This window comes from Marinomonas sp. (genome assembly GCF_039940335.1).
Taxonomy (GTDB): Bacteria; Pseudomonadota; Gammaproteobacteria; order Pseudomonadales; family Marinomonadaceae; genus Marinomonas.
Window position 1 is genome coordinate 67,240 of the sequence record NZ_JBDVGW010000002.1, and the last position, 15,581, is coordinate 82,820.

The 15,581-nt window shown below is 43.9% G+C and carries 4 protein-coding genes; 1 reads left to right on the forward strand and 3 read right to left on the reverse strand.

Annotated features, from left to right (window positions below):
* Window positions 1–79 precede the first annotated feature (79 nt).
* The 3 genes from ABJF92_RS00320 to umuD form a co-directional block, all read right to left on the reverse strand.
* The gene (locus ABJF92_RS00320) at window positions 80–10,978 is read right to left on the reverse strand and encodes a VCBS domain-containing protein (RefSeq protein WP_446813862.1); all 10,899 of its coding nucleotides are present in this window, start codon (window positions 10,976–10,978) and stop codon (window positions 80–82) included.
* A gap of 604 nt (window positions 10,979–11,582) precedes the next feature.
* Window positions 11,583–12,854, reverse strand: a complete 1,272-nt coding sequence (gene umuC / locus ABJF92_RS00325) for a translesion error-prone DNA polymerase V subunit UmuC (RefSeq protein ID WP_446813863.1) — start codon at window positions 12,852–12,854, stop codon at window positions 11,583–11,585.
* On the reverse strand, window positions 12,854–13,300 hold the full coding sequence (gene umuD / locus ABJF92_RS00330) for a translesion error-prone DNA polymerase V autoproteolytic subunit (protein WP_446813864.1): 447 nt from the start codon (window positions 13,298–13,300) through the stop codon (window positions 12,854–12,856). Before umuD ends, umuC begins: the two co-directional genes overlap by 1 nt.
* Window positions 13,301–13,609: 309 nt before the next feature.
* Here umuD and ABJF92_RS00335 point away from each other — a divergent pair, with 309 nt between their 5' ends.
* Window positions 13,610–15,457 carry a hypothetical protein gene (locus tag ABJF92_RS00335; protein ID WP_446813865.1) on the forward strand — a complete coding sequence of 616 codons (1,848 nt, stop codon included), beginning with the start codon at window positions 13,610–13,612 and terminating at the stop codon, window positions 15,455–15,457.
* Window positions 15,458–15,581 lie beyond the last annotated feature (124 nt).

The following is a 15,581-nucleotide window of genomic DNA, read 5'->3' on the forward strand; positions in this document are numbered from 1 at the left end:
GCGCCAACAAAAAAATGGCCCGTATTTCTACGAGCCACTCATGTTTATCCAAGTAAATGAAATTTAATTTATATTGAAATTATCCATCAATATTAATGCTGTATTCTTCATTGTGATACACCACTTTAATCTCATCTATTTCGTTAATCTCTCCATCTTTATTGGAATCAAATGTTGAAGTTTGCTCAGTAAAAATAGCGACATCTTTATCATCTATTTTAACGCTACCATCTTGCCCTACTTGGACATGCTCTGTAATAAATGCAGTGATTGTATCTATATCTGCATCCGCTTCAGGACTACCCTCAACCCCTACCAGTAAATTGGTAATATCAATGGCATCTTCTGCGGCGTTAAAATCTGTGATCGTATCTAAATGATCCGAGTCAGTTACGGTACTAAGAACAAAAATATCATTACCAGAAGCACCGGTCATGATGTCTTCGGCATCGTCATCGCCACCGAATATCACATTAGAGCCAAGACCACCCACTAAAACATCAAGCCCATCGGTGCCTTCAATAAAGCCATCAATCGCTAGATTTTCTACATTATTATCTGAACTTGTAGGGGTTAGTAGCGTCTCAATACTTAAGTCTGGTAACTCGACAGGACTTTCTAACGTAATATCATTTAGCGTTGTTTGCCCTTCTGCCAACGTAATATTGTACGAACCATCTAAGTTAGCGACCAGCTCTTCTCCTGCTTGTCTAACAATGATGTCACTTGTATTTGTCACTCCTAACAACGTCATCTTCAATTCGCTGGCATTCAAGGTTGAATCAGTCGTGTCTAAGTCTACAGCGAGGTCATAAATATAGTCTGAACTAGATTCTTCCAAACTAATATCTAAACCGTTAATAACGTAGTCTGTAAACGCACCTTCATCAGTTCCTAATACAAAGCCATCGCTTAACTTAATGTTCTCAAAACCCACTACTTTAGTTTGGATATTATCTTTGTTTTGCTGGTAGTCTAATAATGAATAGCCATTTAAAACAAGAGAGTCTTCACCACCTGTACCGGCATTTAGATACACCTCACTGGCTTTAGAACCTTCAATGACGATAAAGTCACTGCCAGAGCCCAAACCAATTCCTGCATTTAAATTACCTCCGATATACAGAGTATTGTCGCCAGTTCCCAAGTTTATATAGTTATTTACATCGCCTTCTATGCGAACTTGATCATTACCAGAGCCAACATTAAAGCTATTATTTAAACTACCACCAATTACAACAATATTGTTGCCATCTCCTAGCGTCAATGACCCATTTGCATTCCCTTGAATTTGCACCTGGTCATGTCCTGTACTTGCGCCAACACTCGAATTCAAATCACCAGAGATAATCACTGTGTTATTACCCTGACCAAGATTAATCGCACTTTTAACGTTTCCATTCACGTAGATTTCATCATTACCCGAGCCAACATTCACACTTGCACTAGAGTTAACATTTTGGCCAACAGATAAATAGTTATCACCGTTGCCTAAATTAATAGAAGCCGATAAATCTTCACCTATTTGAACTTGATCGTCTCCTGAGCCCGCAGCAATACTGTGATTGACACTTCCACCGACAATTAATTGGTTATTACCATCTCCCAAACTGATGTAACCACCAGATTCAATGTCATCACCAATGTCTACTTTGTCATCACCTGCATTAAGGCTGATCGAAGCAGTCACATCATTGTTCACATAGATATTATTGCCATCATTACCGAACGTTTGGTAGCTGGAGTAGTTATCGTACACATAAGCGGCATCACTTTCGGAACTAAAGCCATTCCACAGACCATAGCTATTAGCCTCAGAAACAACCACACTGACCGTTGGCAACAGACTTCCATCAACCACCTGTATAAGCGCCGTCGCAGTATCATAACCGCCGTTACCGTCGCTGATCGTATAGTCGAAGCTACCTGTGCCACTAAAATCCACTGATGGAATAAAATGAATAACACCTGTATCTGTGATATATGCATAACCATTTTGAGCATTATTTATGCCTGTAATGGTCAGTACATCGCCGTCTTCATCACTGTCATTTTCTAATAAACTATCAAAATTAATTTCAATAGCTTGATCCATATTTGTCGAAAGTGGTGGCGCGGCCGCGGCACTTAACATAGTAGAATCAATTACCTCGTAGGTTTCACCACCATCCGAGCTTAGAGTTGGCTGAAACACATAGCGACCTCCTTGATCCCACCACACCATATCTATGGAATGATAGCCTGAGTCCGTAATAGAAAACTGCGAAAAAACATCCGTTGTCGGCGCTTGGTTATAGTCGACTGATGCGACGTCTTCACCATTAACTAAGATTTGATAACCATCATCCGCATACACTTTAAAGTTATAGTCACCCGCTTCGAGGTAAATGTACCCTTGTAAATGCAATCCACCGTCAGTGTAATCAGACGGGTCAGTGTTGATGGTTAAGCTATCGGTTCCTAAGAATTTTTGTAAGTTGTCATCGCTAGCGATACCTCCACTACCTACCGCATAATCGATATTGGCAGCTATAAAGGTTGCATCTGGGTCTTTACTTGAAACGACTTCTCTAAAGTCTGCAATGTTATTGATTTGACTGTTGGTGCCATAGTATTCACCCACAAGCCCCGTCGATAAATTCGTTTCATCATCAACAGCCACTGGAGAAGCATTAAGCGTATAAATGTGAGTCTTTTGTACGGTTGCAGTATTACCGAATTCATCGGTTACAGTTGCAGTAATAGCAAGTTCACCTTCATTGAAACTTGATATATCGGCATCTATAAGTGTCCATTCTCCTACACTGTTTTGAATGGCATTTACTTCTAGTTGATTGACACCGTCATTTAGCAAAACAATAACTGACTCTGCATCTGAATCAATACCTGACAAAGTAAGCCCAAGTAGTCCATCAGTGACACTCTCACTTACAATGATCTCTGCTTCCTCCCCAGTGTCAGCACTGATATCTACGGTATATTCCTGCACGGACTGACTATTAACTGTATTTCCCAATGCATCTGTGGAGGCTACCGACACAGACACTTGTGTATCTTGTGCTAATTCACTCCCTACTACCTCAATTGACCAATTGCCATCGCCATCTACCTGAGTAGGGTAATTCACACCGTTGACAGCTACTAACACGATATCTCCAGCAGTAATATCACCACCTAAGGCCGTACCAGTAACATTTACTGTGCCTGCAATATCATCAGCATTGAGAGTCATGCCTGATGTTATACTGTCTACCGTTACTAAATTCACGCTAGCAGTTACTGTATTGGTTGCTGTCGCGCCATCTTCATCAGCGATTGTATAGTTAATAGTTGCGACGCCGCTAAAACCAGTGGCCGCAACAAACACAAGTTGATTATTAACTACTGTCACTTGACCTTGTTCATCAAGAGTTGAAGCTTGCGTGATAACTAAAGTCCCTTCTGCATCACTGTCATTTTCAAGAACGTCGATCACTATCTCTTCTGTTCCCGATACACTGACGGTATCAGCTACCGCTACAGGTAAATCATTCGTACCAGTTAGAGCAATATTTATGGTTTGGGATACAATGTTTTGACCATCACTAACCTGTACATCAATCGCAAGATTTTGGACTTCACCTGCCATTAAGTGGTCATAAGCGCTTAGTGCTGGGTCAAAACTCCAGCTGCCGTCATTAGCTAAAACAAAGCCCTCAGGTGCCTCACTTGTCATCACATAACTCAGTGTTTCACTGTCTACATCACTTGCCTCTATCTGGCCTGTGATCGTTTCACCACCTTCAATTGCCACATAATCTAGTTCAGCCGTTACAACAGGTACATCATTCACGCCATTTATATTGACGGTAATGGTGTATTCAGTGCCATCGGTTGCTGTCAGTGTGAATACTTCAGTAAATTGCCCTGACTCCAGCTCTTGGCCTTTCACAAAATCATAATGATAGGTCCATGTCCCTTCGCCGACCGTCTCACTGGATGCGACATATGCTACATAACCGTATTCACCCTGTAGGGTTGTTGTTTCAAAGTAAGGTGTTTCACCATCATCAACATCTGTAATAGTTAGATCAAATGGAAAAGCAGGTAGATTAATATCTTCACTGAAGGCCAATACCTGATTATTCTGGGCGATGACAGAGTCATCATCTTGACCTATTACAGTTACCTGTATCTCTTGGCTTGTGCCATCCGAAGCGGATACGGTAAACGTTTCAACCAATGTTTGTCCTACAGCTAAAGATTGTAATTCATTCGCAGCATCAACCACATAAGTCCAAGCGCCATCTTCAGTAATAGTAAGGTCACCCTGAACACCATCAGCTTTTACAACACTACCAATATCAAACGTTGGCAAGTCTTCTTGATCGACATCCGTGATAGTGAGCTCGCCAGAGGTATAAACAAAATTCTCAACCGTCTTGCGGCTATCTTCTTCATAAACAAAACTCTCAGCGTCTCCAGTGATAACCGAAACATCATCTACCCCTGAAACATTCACAATGACTTCAGCGGTATCCGTAAGCTCACCATCACTTACTGTATATTGGATGTTGGCTGTGCCATTGAAATTTTCCGTAGCGGTGAAGATGATTTTATTGCCCACAACAGACACAACACCTTGCTCAGAAGATACCGTTGCCTCTGTTATAACAAGGTCATCTCCATCGACATCATAACTATCCTGAAGTACATCAAGCGTTATAGCAGCGGAATCCTCCTGAATTGTCACTGTTTGATCAGCGGCAACAGGCGCATCGTTGGTGCCTACCAGGTTTAGGGTAATTTCCTGCTGTGTTGTACCGCCATTGCCATCAGCAACGTTTACCGTCACAACCACTTCCGCTTCTTCGCCAACGGCCAAATCTGCGTAAGCGACATCGCTTGGATCAAATGCCCAAGCACCAGTTTCAGTATTCAATGTGAAGCCAGCAACTTCTTCTTCTAAAGAGTAAGTTAGCGTATCGCCATCCACATCGGTTGCGCCAACTGAACCTGTCACGATGGTCGCAATGTCTGTCGCATCGATGTCTTTTGTAGCGTTTGCTACTGGCGCATCGTTAGTGCCCACAAGGTTAAGGGTAATTTCTTGTTGAGTAGTACCGCCATTGCCGTCGGCAACGTTTACGGTTACAACGACTTCGGCTTCTTCGCCCACCGCTAAATCTGCGTAAGCAACATCGCTTGGATCAAATTCCCATGCGCCTGTTGCTTCGTTTAGCGTGAAGCCAGCAACTTCTTCTGCTAAAGAGTAAGTTAGCGTATCGCCATCCACATCGGTTGCGCCAACTGTGCCAGATACCACTTCTGTGATGTCTGTCGCATCGATGTCTTTTGTGGCCTCTGCGACTGGCGCATCGTTGGTGCCCACAAGATTAAGGGTAATTTCTTGCTGTGTGGTGCCGCCATTGCCGTCAGCAACGTTTACGGTCACAACCACTTCGGCTTCTTCACCCACAGCTAAGTCTGCGTAAGCGACATCGCTTGGGTCAAATTCCCATGCGCCTGTTGCTTCGTTAAGCGTGAAGCCAGCAACTTCTTCTGCAAGAGCGTAAGTTAACGTATCGCCATCCACATCGGTTGCGCCAACTGTGCCAGTAACGACGGTCGCAATGTCCGCTGCATCAATATCTTTAACTGCCTCTGCTACTGGCGCATCGTTGGTGCCCACAAGGTTAAGGGTGATTTCTTGTTGAGTAGTACCGCCATTGCCGTCAGCAACGTTTACGGTCACAACGACTTCCGCGTCTTCGCCAACGGCCAAGTCTGCGTAAGCAACATCGCTTGGATCAAATTTCCATGCGCCAGTATCAGTATTCAATGTGAAGCCAGCAATTTCTTCTGCTAAAGAGTAAGTTAGCGTATCGCCATCTACATCGGTTGCGCCAACTGTGCCAGATACCACTTCTGTGATGTCTGTCGCATCAATGTCTTTAACTGCTTCTGCGACTGGGGCATCGTTAGTGCCCACAAGGTTTAGAGTAATTTCTTGCTGTGTTGTACCACCATTGCCGTCAGCAACGTTTATGGTCACAACCACTTCCGCTTCTTCGCCCACCGCTAAGTCTGCGTAAGCGGCATCGCTTGGATCAAACTCCCATGCGCCTGTTGCTTCGTTTAGTGTGAAGCCAGCAATATTCTCTGTTAGAGAGTAAATTAGCGTATCGCCATCTACATCGGTTGCGCCGACCGAGCCTGTAACGATGGTCGCAATGTTCGCTGCATCAATATCTTTAACTGCCTCAGCGACTGGGGCATCGTTAGTGCCCACAAGGTTTAGAGTAATTTCTTGTTGAGTAGTACCGCCATTGCCGTCAGCCACGTTTACGGTCACAACCACTTCCGCTTCTTCGCCCACCGCTAAGTCTGCGTAAGCAACATCGCTTGGATCAAATTCCCAAGCACCTGTTGCTTCGTTAAGCGTAAAGCCAGCAACGTCATCAGCCAATGTGTAGGTTAATGTATCGCCATCCACATCGGTTGCGCCAACTGTGCCAGTAACGATGGTCGCAATGTCCGTTGCATCAATATCTTTAACCGCTTCCGCTACTGGCGCATCGTTTGTGCCCACAAGATTAAGGGTAATTTCTTGTTGAGTAGTACCGCCATTGCCATCAGCAACGTTTACCGTCACAACGACTTCCGCTTCTTCGCCAACGGCCAAGTCTGCGTAAGCAACATCGCTTGGATCAAATTCCCATGCGCCAGTTTCAGTATTCAATGTGAAGCCAGCAACTTCTTCTGCTAAAGAGTAAGTTAGCGTATCGCCATCTACATCGGTTGCGCCAACTGTGCCAGATACCACTTCTGTGATGTCTGTCGCATCGATGTCTTTTGTGGCCTCTGCGACTGGCGCATCGTTGGTGCCAACAAGGTTAAGGGTGATTTCTTGCTGTGTGGTGCCGCCATTGCCGTCAGCCACGTTTACGGTCACAACCACTTCCGCTTCTTCGCCCACCGCTAAGTCTGCGTAAGCGACATCGCTTGGGTCAAATTCCCATGCGCCTGTTGCTTCGTTTAGCGTGAAGCCAGCAACGTCATCAGCCAATGTGTAGGTTAATGTATCGCCATCCACATCGGTTGCGCCAACTATGCCAGATACCACTTCTGTGATGTCCGCTGCATCAATATCTTTTATCGCTTCTGCGACTGGCGCATCGTTAGTGCCAACAAGATTAAGAGTAATTTCTTGCTGTGTGGTGCCGCCATTGCCATCAGCAACGTTTACGGTCACAACGATTTCCGCTTCTTCGCCAACCGCTAAGTCTGCGTAAGCAACATCGCTTGGATCAAATTCCCATGCGCCTGTTGCTTCGTTTAGAGTGAAGCCAGCAACTTCTTCTGCTAAAGAGTAAGTTAGCGTATCGCCATCCACATCGGTTGCGCCAACCGAGCCAGATACCACTTCTGTGATGTCCGCTGCATCGATGTCTTTTGTGGCTTCTGCGACTGGCGCATCGTTAGTGCCCACAAGGTTTAGAGTAATTTCTTGTTGAGTAGTACCGCTATTGCCGTCAGCAACGTTTACGGTCATAACGACTTCCGCTACTTCGCCCACCGCCAAGTCTGCGTAAGCGACATCGCTTGGATCAAATTCCCAAGCACCTGTTGCTTCGTTAAGCGTAAAGCCAGCAACGTCATCAGCCAATGTGTAGGTTAATGTATCGCCATCCACATCGGTTGCGCCAACTGTGCCTGTCACGATGGTCGCAATGTCTGTCGCATCAATATCTTTAACCGCTTCTGCGACTGGAGCATCGTTAGTGCCAACAAGGTTTAGAGTAATTTCTTGCTGTGTGGTGCCGCCATTGCCATCAGCAACGTTTACGGTCACAACGATTTCCGCTTCTTCGCCAACCGCTAAGTCTGCGTAAGCAACATCACTTGGATCAAATTCCCATGCGCCTGTTGCTTCGTTTAGCGTGAAGCCAGCAACTTCTTCTGCTAAAGAGTGAGTTAGCGTATCGCCATCCACATCGGTTGCGCCAACTGTGCCAGATACCACTTCTGTGATGTCCGTTGCATCGATGTCTTTTGTAGCTTCCGCGACTGGAGCATCGTTAGTGCCCACAAGATTAAGGGTAATTTCTTGTTGAGTAGTGCCGCCATTGCCGTCGGCAACGTTTACGGTCACAACGACTTCGGCTTCTTCGCCCACCGCTAAATCTGCGTAAGCGACATCGCTTGGATCAAATTCCCAAGCACCAGTTTCAGTATTCAATGTGAAGCCAGCAACGTCATCAGCCAATGTGTAGGTTAATGTATCGCCATCCACATCGGTTGCGCCAACTGTACCTGATACTGTTTCTGTAATGTCTGTCGCATCGATATCTTTTGTAGCGTTTGCTACTGGCGCATCGTTGGTGCCCACAAGGTTAAGGGTGATTTCTTGCTGTGTGTTGCCGCCATTGCCATCAGCAACGTTTATGGTCACAACCACTTCCGCTTCTTCGCCCACCGCTAAATCTGCGTAAGCAACATCGCCTGGATCAAATTCCCAAGCACCTGTTGCTTCGTTTAGCGTGAAGCCAGCAACTTCTTCTGCTAAAGAGTAAGTTAGCGTATCGCCATCCACATCGGTTGCGCCAACTGTGCCTGATACTGTTTCTGTAATATTTGTCGCATCAATGTCTTTTGTGGCTTCTGCGACTGGCGCATCGTTAGTGCCCACAAGATTAAGGGTAATTTCTTGCTGTGTGGTACCGCCATTGCCGTCAGCCACGTTTACGGTCACAATCACTTCCGCTTCTTCGCCCACCGCTAAGTCTGCGTAAGCGACATCGCTTGGGTCAAATTCCCATGCGCCAGTTTCAGTATTTAATGTGAAGCCAGCAACGTCATCAGCCAATGTGTAGGTTAATGTATCGCCATCCACATCGGTTGCGCCAACTGAACCTGTCACGATGGTCGCAATGTCCGCTGCATCAATATCTTTAACCGCTTCTGCGACTGGGGTATCGTTGGTGCCCACAAGATTAAGGGTAATTTCTTGTTGAGTAGTGCCGCCATTGCCGTCAGCAACGTTTACGGTTACAACGACTTCGGCTTCTTCGCCCACCGCTAAGTCTGCGTAAGCAACATCGCTTGGATCAAATTCCCATGCGCCTGTTGCTTCGTTTAGCGTGAAGCCAGCAACGTCATCAGCCAATGTGTAGGTTAATGTATCGCCATCCACATCGGTTGCGCCAACTGTGCCAGATACCACTTCTGTGATGTCCGCTGCATCAATGTCTTTAACCGCTTCCGCGACTGGCGCATCGTTGGTGCCCACAAGGTTAAGGGTAATTTCTTGTTGAGTAGTACCGCCATTGCCATCGGCAACGTTTATGGTCACAACCACTTCCGCCTCTTCGCCAACGGCCAAGTCTGCGTAAGCGACATCGCTTGGATCAAATTCCCAAGCACCTGTTGCTTCGTTAAGCGTAAAGCCAGCAACGTCATCAGCCAATGTGTAGGTTAATGTATCGCCATCCACATCGGTTGCGCCAACTGAACCTGTCACGATGGTCGCAATGTCCGTTGCATCGATGTCTTTAACCGCTTCTGCGACTGGCGCATCGTTGGTGCCGACCACTTTAATTGTTAAATCTTGCTCTACAGTTCCGCCATGTGTATCTGATACTAGAACTGTAATGGTTACATCCTTGACCTCACCAACGGCCAACTCATCATACAATCCATTTGTTGGATCAAATACCCATTCACCTGTATTTTCATTTATCGAAAAACCTTCTACTGACACTGTAACACTGTAATTTAAGGTGTCACCGTCCACGTCGTTGGCATCAATCATACCGGTTAGCACATCACCGTTTTCAGCGGCAATACCACCAGTAGATAGCCCACGAGCACCGCCAACAGTCGGTACATCATTACTACCTGTTACGTTAAGAGTGATCTCCTGTTGGGTAGTGCCACCATTACCGTCAGCTATTTCGACTGTCACAACTACTTGCGTTTCTTCACCAACAGCTAAACCAGCATAAGCAACATTACTTGGGTCAAACTCCCAAGCGCCAGTAGCAGTATTAAGGGTGAAGCCAGCAACATCTTCCGTTAAAGAGTAGGTTAACGTGTCGCCGTCTATATCTGTCGCCTCGACAACACCAGAAACAACATTTCCACCATCAATCGCTTCAACACTTATCTCTGCAGTGGCCGTTGGTTCATCATTTGTACCAGTTACCGTGATACGGATAGTCTGCTCAACTATCGCTCCCGTACTACTCACGATCTCCACTACGACATCGAGACTCAACTCTTCACCTAGGGCTAAATTCGCATAAGCGGCGTTGCTTGCAGAAAATGTCCAAGTACCCGTCGCTGGATCTAAAATAAATCCCGCTGGGGTAGCGCCTTGAATGGAGTAACTCAATACGACAACGTCTGAATCAACCGAACGATTTTCACTTTTATCAGAAAAATCTATTGTGTCGGCATTTCTAACAAGACCTGATGTAAGGTAACCAAAAACAGGAAGGCCTAAATGACCAAGTGCGCTCCCTTGTGTGTCATAGCCTAAACTCGCCAGCAGACTTATTGGGTTACGATCAATATTCACGACATAGCTTTGCCCTAAACTATAATCAACGCCTTGTTCTCCTGCTGCTGGCGCTTCTTGTGTTTGGCTTGGATCAACACCCTCTAATATTGCACCCTGTAAAGCAGCGACTTCTGCCGCAGAGTCTTGGGCGAGTAAAGCTAAATCTGAGTCGTCGCGAAGATAAACCTCTTCACTGATATCAATCACATCACCTGGACCAAAAATTATGTCTTCGGCCACGCCATTGAAAAAAGAAATCTTTCCACTGGCTGAATTATTAACAATCACGGTATCTTCATAAAACATCATGATGTCATCTGATACGGTATGCGCCTCACCATTACTCGAGAGAATTTCAACCGAACCTTCATTAAGTTCTAGGTAACCAATCGGCTTAACTAAAACCTCTGTAGTTGGTGTTTGATTGTCGCTCATAGGAGGCACCTCGCAATACTGTAAGTAAATGTTTTATATAGTAATTAACCTTACAGCTTTAATATCGACCACACTATTGTACCTTGGTACAGATGTCACAATTCATAACAATTAAATACACACAGAAATATAAAAATGTACGTTTTAACCAGTTCAGGTAATTTGTAAATTCTCACTCTCCATAACTTTCAAAACACATCATTTATTCACATTTTCGCTTAGGCTATCTTCAGCGAAAATTTCACCAGTCTTATTTTTTGAACAAGTAAAGTTCACGATATAATGAAAAAACACCTTAAAATCAGTGAAAATAAGACACTTAGCACCTAATTTCCCCACATTCCATTTTTTTCAACACTATTCCATTCATCACTCTCATTCTTTTCACTGACGATTATTCACGACTACCTTGTAAGAAAAACCTTACAAAACCCGTCAAAGAGGATAATCGTTCTCGATATGTTTTTGATGTTTTGTAAATGAATGTTACTAGAATGTAATTTTGACGCTCAAATAAACTCATTATTATTTACGTAATTTTGACTCGAATGGTGGCGTTTTCTGAAGTAACACCCATTGTTCAACACAAAACTATTTGTTTGCCTTAACGAACTTTAGGTAGATTTGCCCAGTTTGTCGTATAAGCTGGCGATAAATGTTCACGTTTCATCATCCATTGAGGCGAGACACCTTGAGAGGCAAAATACACATAGCCAAGACCACTGAGGTTAATTTTGTCGACTACTTTCATTAGACTTGCTGAATTTCGTTCACCCTTATCTTCACAAAATAAGTCTTGCTGCAAGCTTCTAGACTCATAGAAATCCGTCAACATCACCCCTGCTTTTGCATAGCGAAATCCAGCGTGCCAAAGAGCATTAAAAAGCTTCTCAGTAGCATCTAGCAGCGCTCGTGTATCGCTTGTTGGGAAAGGCAACTCTGTAGATAATGTTTTCGCATACTGAGGTTCATTAGGAATATAAGGACTGGTGCGAATAAAAACACAGACCACACGACAAAAACGATTCTCTTCGCGAAGTTTTTCTGCTGCTCGGCTCGTATATTTGGCAATGGCCTCTCGCAGTTGTTGCGCCTCCGTGACTTTATAGCCAAAAGATCGACTGCAAATAATCTGCTGCTTTACGGGTCGCATGAGCTCAAGATTCAAACAAGACACACCATTGAGTTCGCGCACAGTTCGCTCTAGCACCACAGAAAATTCACTGCGAATGCTTTTAGGGTCAGCATCAGCAAGCTGTAAACCTGTGTGAATACCTCTTTCGTGGAGCTTTTTGGCAGTACGACGCCCAACCCCCCAAATCTGACCGACATCCACCAAAGCCAATAATCGTCGTTGACGCTCGGGATCCATAAGATCCACCACTAACCCTGTTGCTGGGTACTTTTTAGCGCCATGATTAGCCAATTTCGCTAAGGTTTTTGTAGGTGCTATTCCCACGCCCACACTAATCCCCGTCCATTTATCGACTTTAACCTTAACCTTTTGCCCAAAAGCCAACAAGGATTCCAAAGGTGCAATGCCAGTCAAATCCATAAAAGCTTCATCAATCGAGTATATTTCAACCTGTGGCGCCTCGCCTTCCAAAATGCTCATCACTCGGCTCGATAAATCCGCGTACAAGGCATAATTCGAAGAAAAGCACACCACTCCATGCTTTTGAAGATCTCCCTGTACTTGAAACATAGGCGCACCCATTTTCAACCCTAGGGCTTTCGCTTCTTTGGAGCGTGCAATAATGCAGCCGTCATTATTCGATAACACCACAACAGGCACTTTTTTGAGGTCAGGACGGAACAATTTTTCACAACTTGCGTAGAAGTTATTGCAGTCAACCAAGGCAAAGACTTTTTCCATCAAGCACGACCGTACTTGCGCACAACACCGGTAACCACCCCAAAAATTTCCAGCTCAGACTCCTCTGTAATCGTAATCGCCTTGTACGCTTTATTTTTGGGGCGAAGCAAAACATTAGGCTTAAGCTCTAACGTTTTTACCGTCATTTCTCCATGAATACAGGCAATCACAATATCCCCATGGCGAGCATTTAAAGACCGGTCAACCACCAGCACATCGCCTGTGTATATTCCCACATCGACCATAGAGTCCCCTTGCGCCCGAACATAAAAGGTTGCTGCTGGGTGCGTCACACAAAACTCGTTTAGATCTAGTGTCTTTTCTACGAAGTCTTGAGCGGGTGAAGGAAATCCAGCCGACACAGACTCCACATAAAGCGGGATTTTTAAAGGGCTCATTGCCCAGTATGCAGCAGACTCGACAGAGCCCATATATGTGACTTTCATGATAAACCCAACCAGTACTGTATATTTATACAGTATAATTGTATTCCCGCCATCTCTGCAACCAATCTTCAAAAAGCAGTCCCATTGAGAACGCAGCACACCTCATTTAATTGGAGTTAACTTTAAAAAATATATCGACTAAATTCCCCTTAGATTTTATGGCCATAGAATACTTCCTTGATAAAACAACGTGATAATCAGAGCGAAGATATTGATCTCTTAGCCTTTGCGTGTTCTATTCTTTCTATAAAAGTTTGCCTTATAACGTTGTAGCCATATACATATCTAGCACCATGGAAGGAATCTCACATGAAATTATCCAGCATACTCGCCGCAGTTAATCAGGTCGAAAAGTCAAAATTTGTTAATTTCCTAGACAAGGTTTGCTCTGAAGCCATAGAGCATGACAAAGAATTAGCCAAGAAAGTTAAAAGTCTCGATGGACAAATTAAAAATGCTTCTAGCTTAGAAGTTGTCCAATTATTTCAACTTGTATTGCCGCATTATGAAAATAGCGTAAAACAACAGATCGCGATGCTAGGAGCACAAGCAAAATTACTAGTTAACATAATTAGTAGAGACGGCAATAGTATTGCGCGCGCATCGTGGATAGAGAGCCTTTATAGCAAAGAATGGGATTTAATAAACCAACAGGCTCAAGAGTCATTAGGTCTTTTATCGAGTGCTAATTTAGAGTCTCAAAACTTTGATGAGGCTAAACGTCTCCATATTTATCATTCATGCCTGAATGAGGCATACCACAATGATATTAGAGCAAATAGAGAAGCAAAAATTACAGATGATGAACGTGGGATATTAAACATTTTAGCTGAAAAGCTAGATATCACAGCCGAGCAGCAAAGCGCATTAGAGCACCTAGTTAATCAAATACCACAAACAGGAGCACTGGAATGCTTAAATGCACTCAGAGAAATTGGTTTAGTCTTCATAAGAAGAAAAGACCACACTATTTTTGTAGCAGATGAGATAGTTTCTTTACTGAATAGAATTCAGGGTAAAGAGCTCGCTGATAAACATATATTACGTATGCTACGAACTCTATCAGATGCAGAATTGAGCAATATACTGAAAAATCATGACAAACGTATACGCGGGGTCGAAAGGTCAGAAAAGATCAAGACCATATTGCAAATGAAAATATCTGTGTCTTCCATGCTTCAACATGATATTTGCAGCCCTGATGCAAACTTAAACGATCGAAAAGAGCGACTGAAAGATCTAATTACAGACCTAAGTTTGGATCTCAATAAACTAGGAACAACTATCGATGAACGCATAGACTTAATTATTCGCTCATTAAATAATTGTTCGGATATAGAGTTCAATTCATTGAGCGCTACAGGCTTTAAAGAAATGTTTTCATCACTACAAGAGCACCTGCCAAATCTCACTAAAACGCTGCAGATTGAGTTTGAAATTGAGGACAACGAATTACTAACTGTAGACAAATTACGGAGCTTAAACATCACTCCACAAGACATCCTTTATATACTTTCAAATGATCAGGTAAAAGAGATTAGGGATAGTATGGGACTTACAAAGCGAGGGGACCCGAGACAAGTGATCCTCGAGAGCTTTGCAGATGCAACAGACCGTCTTATAGATAACTACGAAGCGCTTGCACGACGAGACCTTGCAGCCCTTAAAGCCGCTAACATAGAAATTGCAGAAGCAGATATTGGAATAAAGTTCGAAGAAGCAACAAAAGCAATCTTTGAACAACTGGGCTTGATAGTCGATGAAGACCTTAGAAAGTCAATTAATACAGCAAAGGACAAAGCAGACATCATCCTTTCTTTGAGTGAAGACGATGTGATTATTGGAGAGGCGAAAACATGCAAAAATGGAGATTTTGCAAAATACTCTACAACAGCTAGGCAGGTAAAAGCCTATGTAAACCGATGTGAAACTTCAGGAAAGCGAGTTGCACAAGTTCTTATCATCGCACCATCATTTTCGGATGACTTTATAGACTCAGTAGATACCGATACAGAGATAAACATATCGTTACTAGAGGCTAAAGGACTCAAACTAATTTACGATGCGTTTAAGAGTAAACGAAACCCGAAATTTTCAGCCAAACTCTTTACAAAAGGTGGTCCACTCAGATCTGACTTAATTGCAAAGAACATTTAAGTATTCGAAAGTATGCCCACTACCTTTAATCTAGTTGGGCATACCTCAACTGAGAGCACTCATAACTCCTCATGTACTCCAAGATAAATCTGGCGTTGGGCAATTTGAAAACGACGACCAATAA

Bases quoted from the DNA above. Each gene is read 5' to 3' on its own strand.
- umuC (WP_446813863.1), bottom strand. From the start codon at position 12,854: ATGGAAAAAGTCTTTGCCTTGGTTGACTGCAATAACTTCTACGCAAGT.
- ABJF92_RS00335 (WP_446813865.1), top strand. From the start codon at position 13,610: ATGAAATTATCCAGCATACTCGCCGCAGTTAATCAGGTCGAAAAGTCA.
- ABJF92_RS00320 (WP_446813862.1), bottom strand. From the start codon at position 10,978: ATGAGCGACAATCAAACACCAACTACAGAGGTTTTAGTTAAGCCGATT.
- umuD (WP_446813864.1), bottom strand. From the start codon at position 13,300: ATGAAAGTCACATATATGGGCTCTGTCGAGTCTGCTGCATACTGGGCA.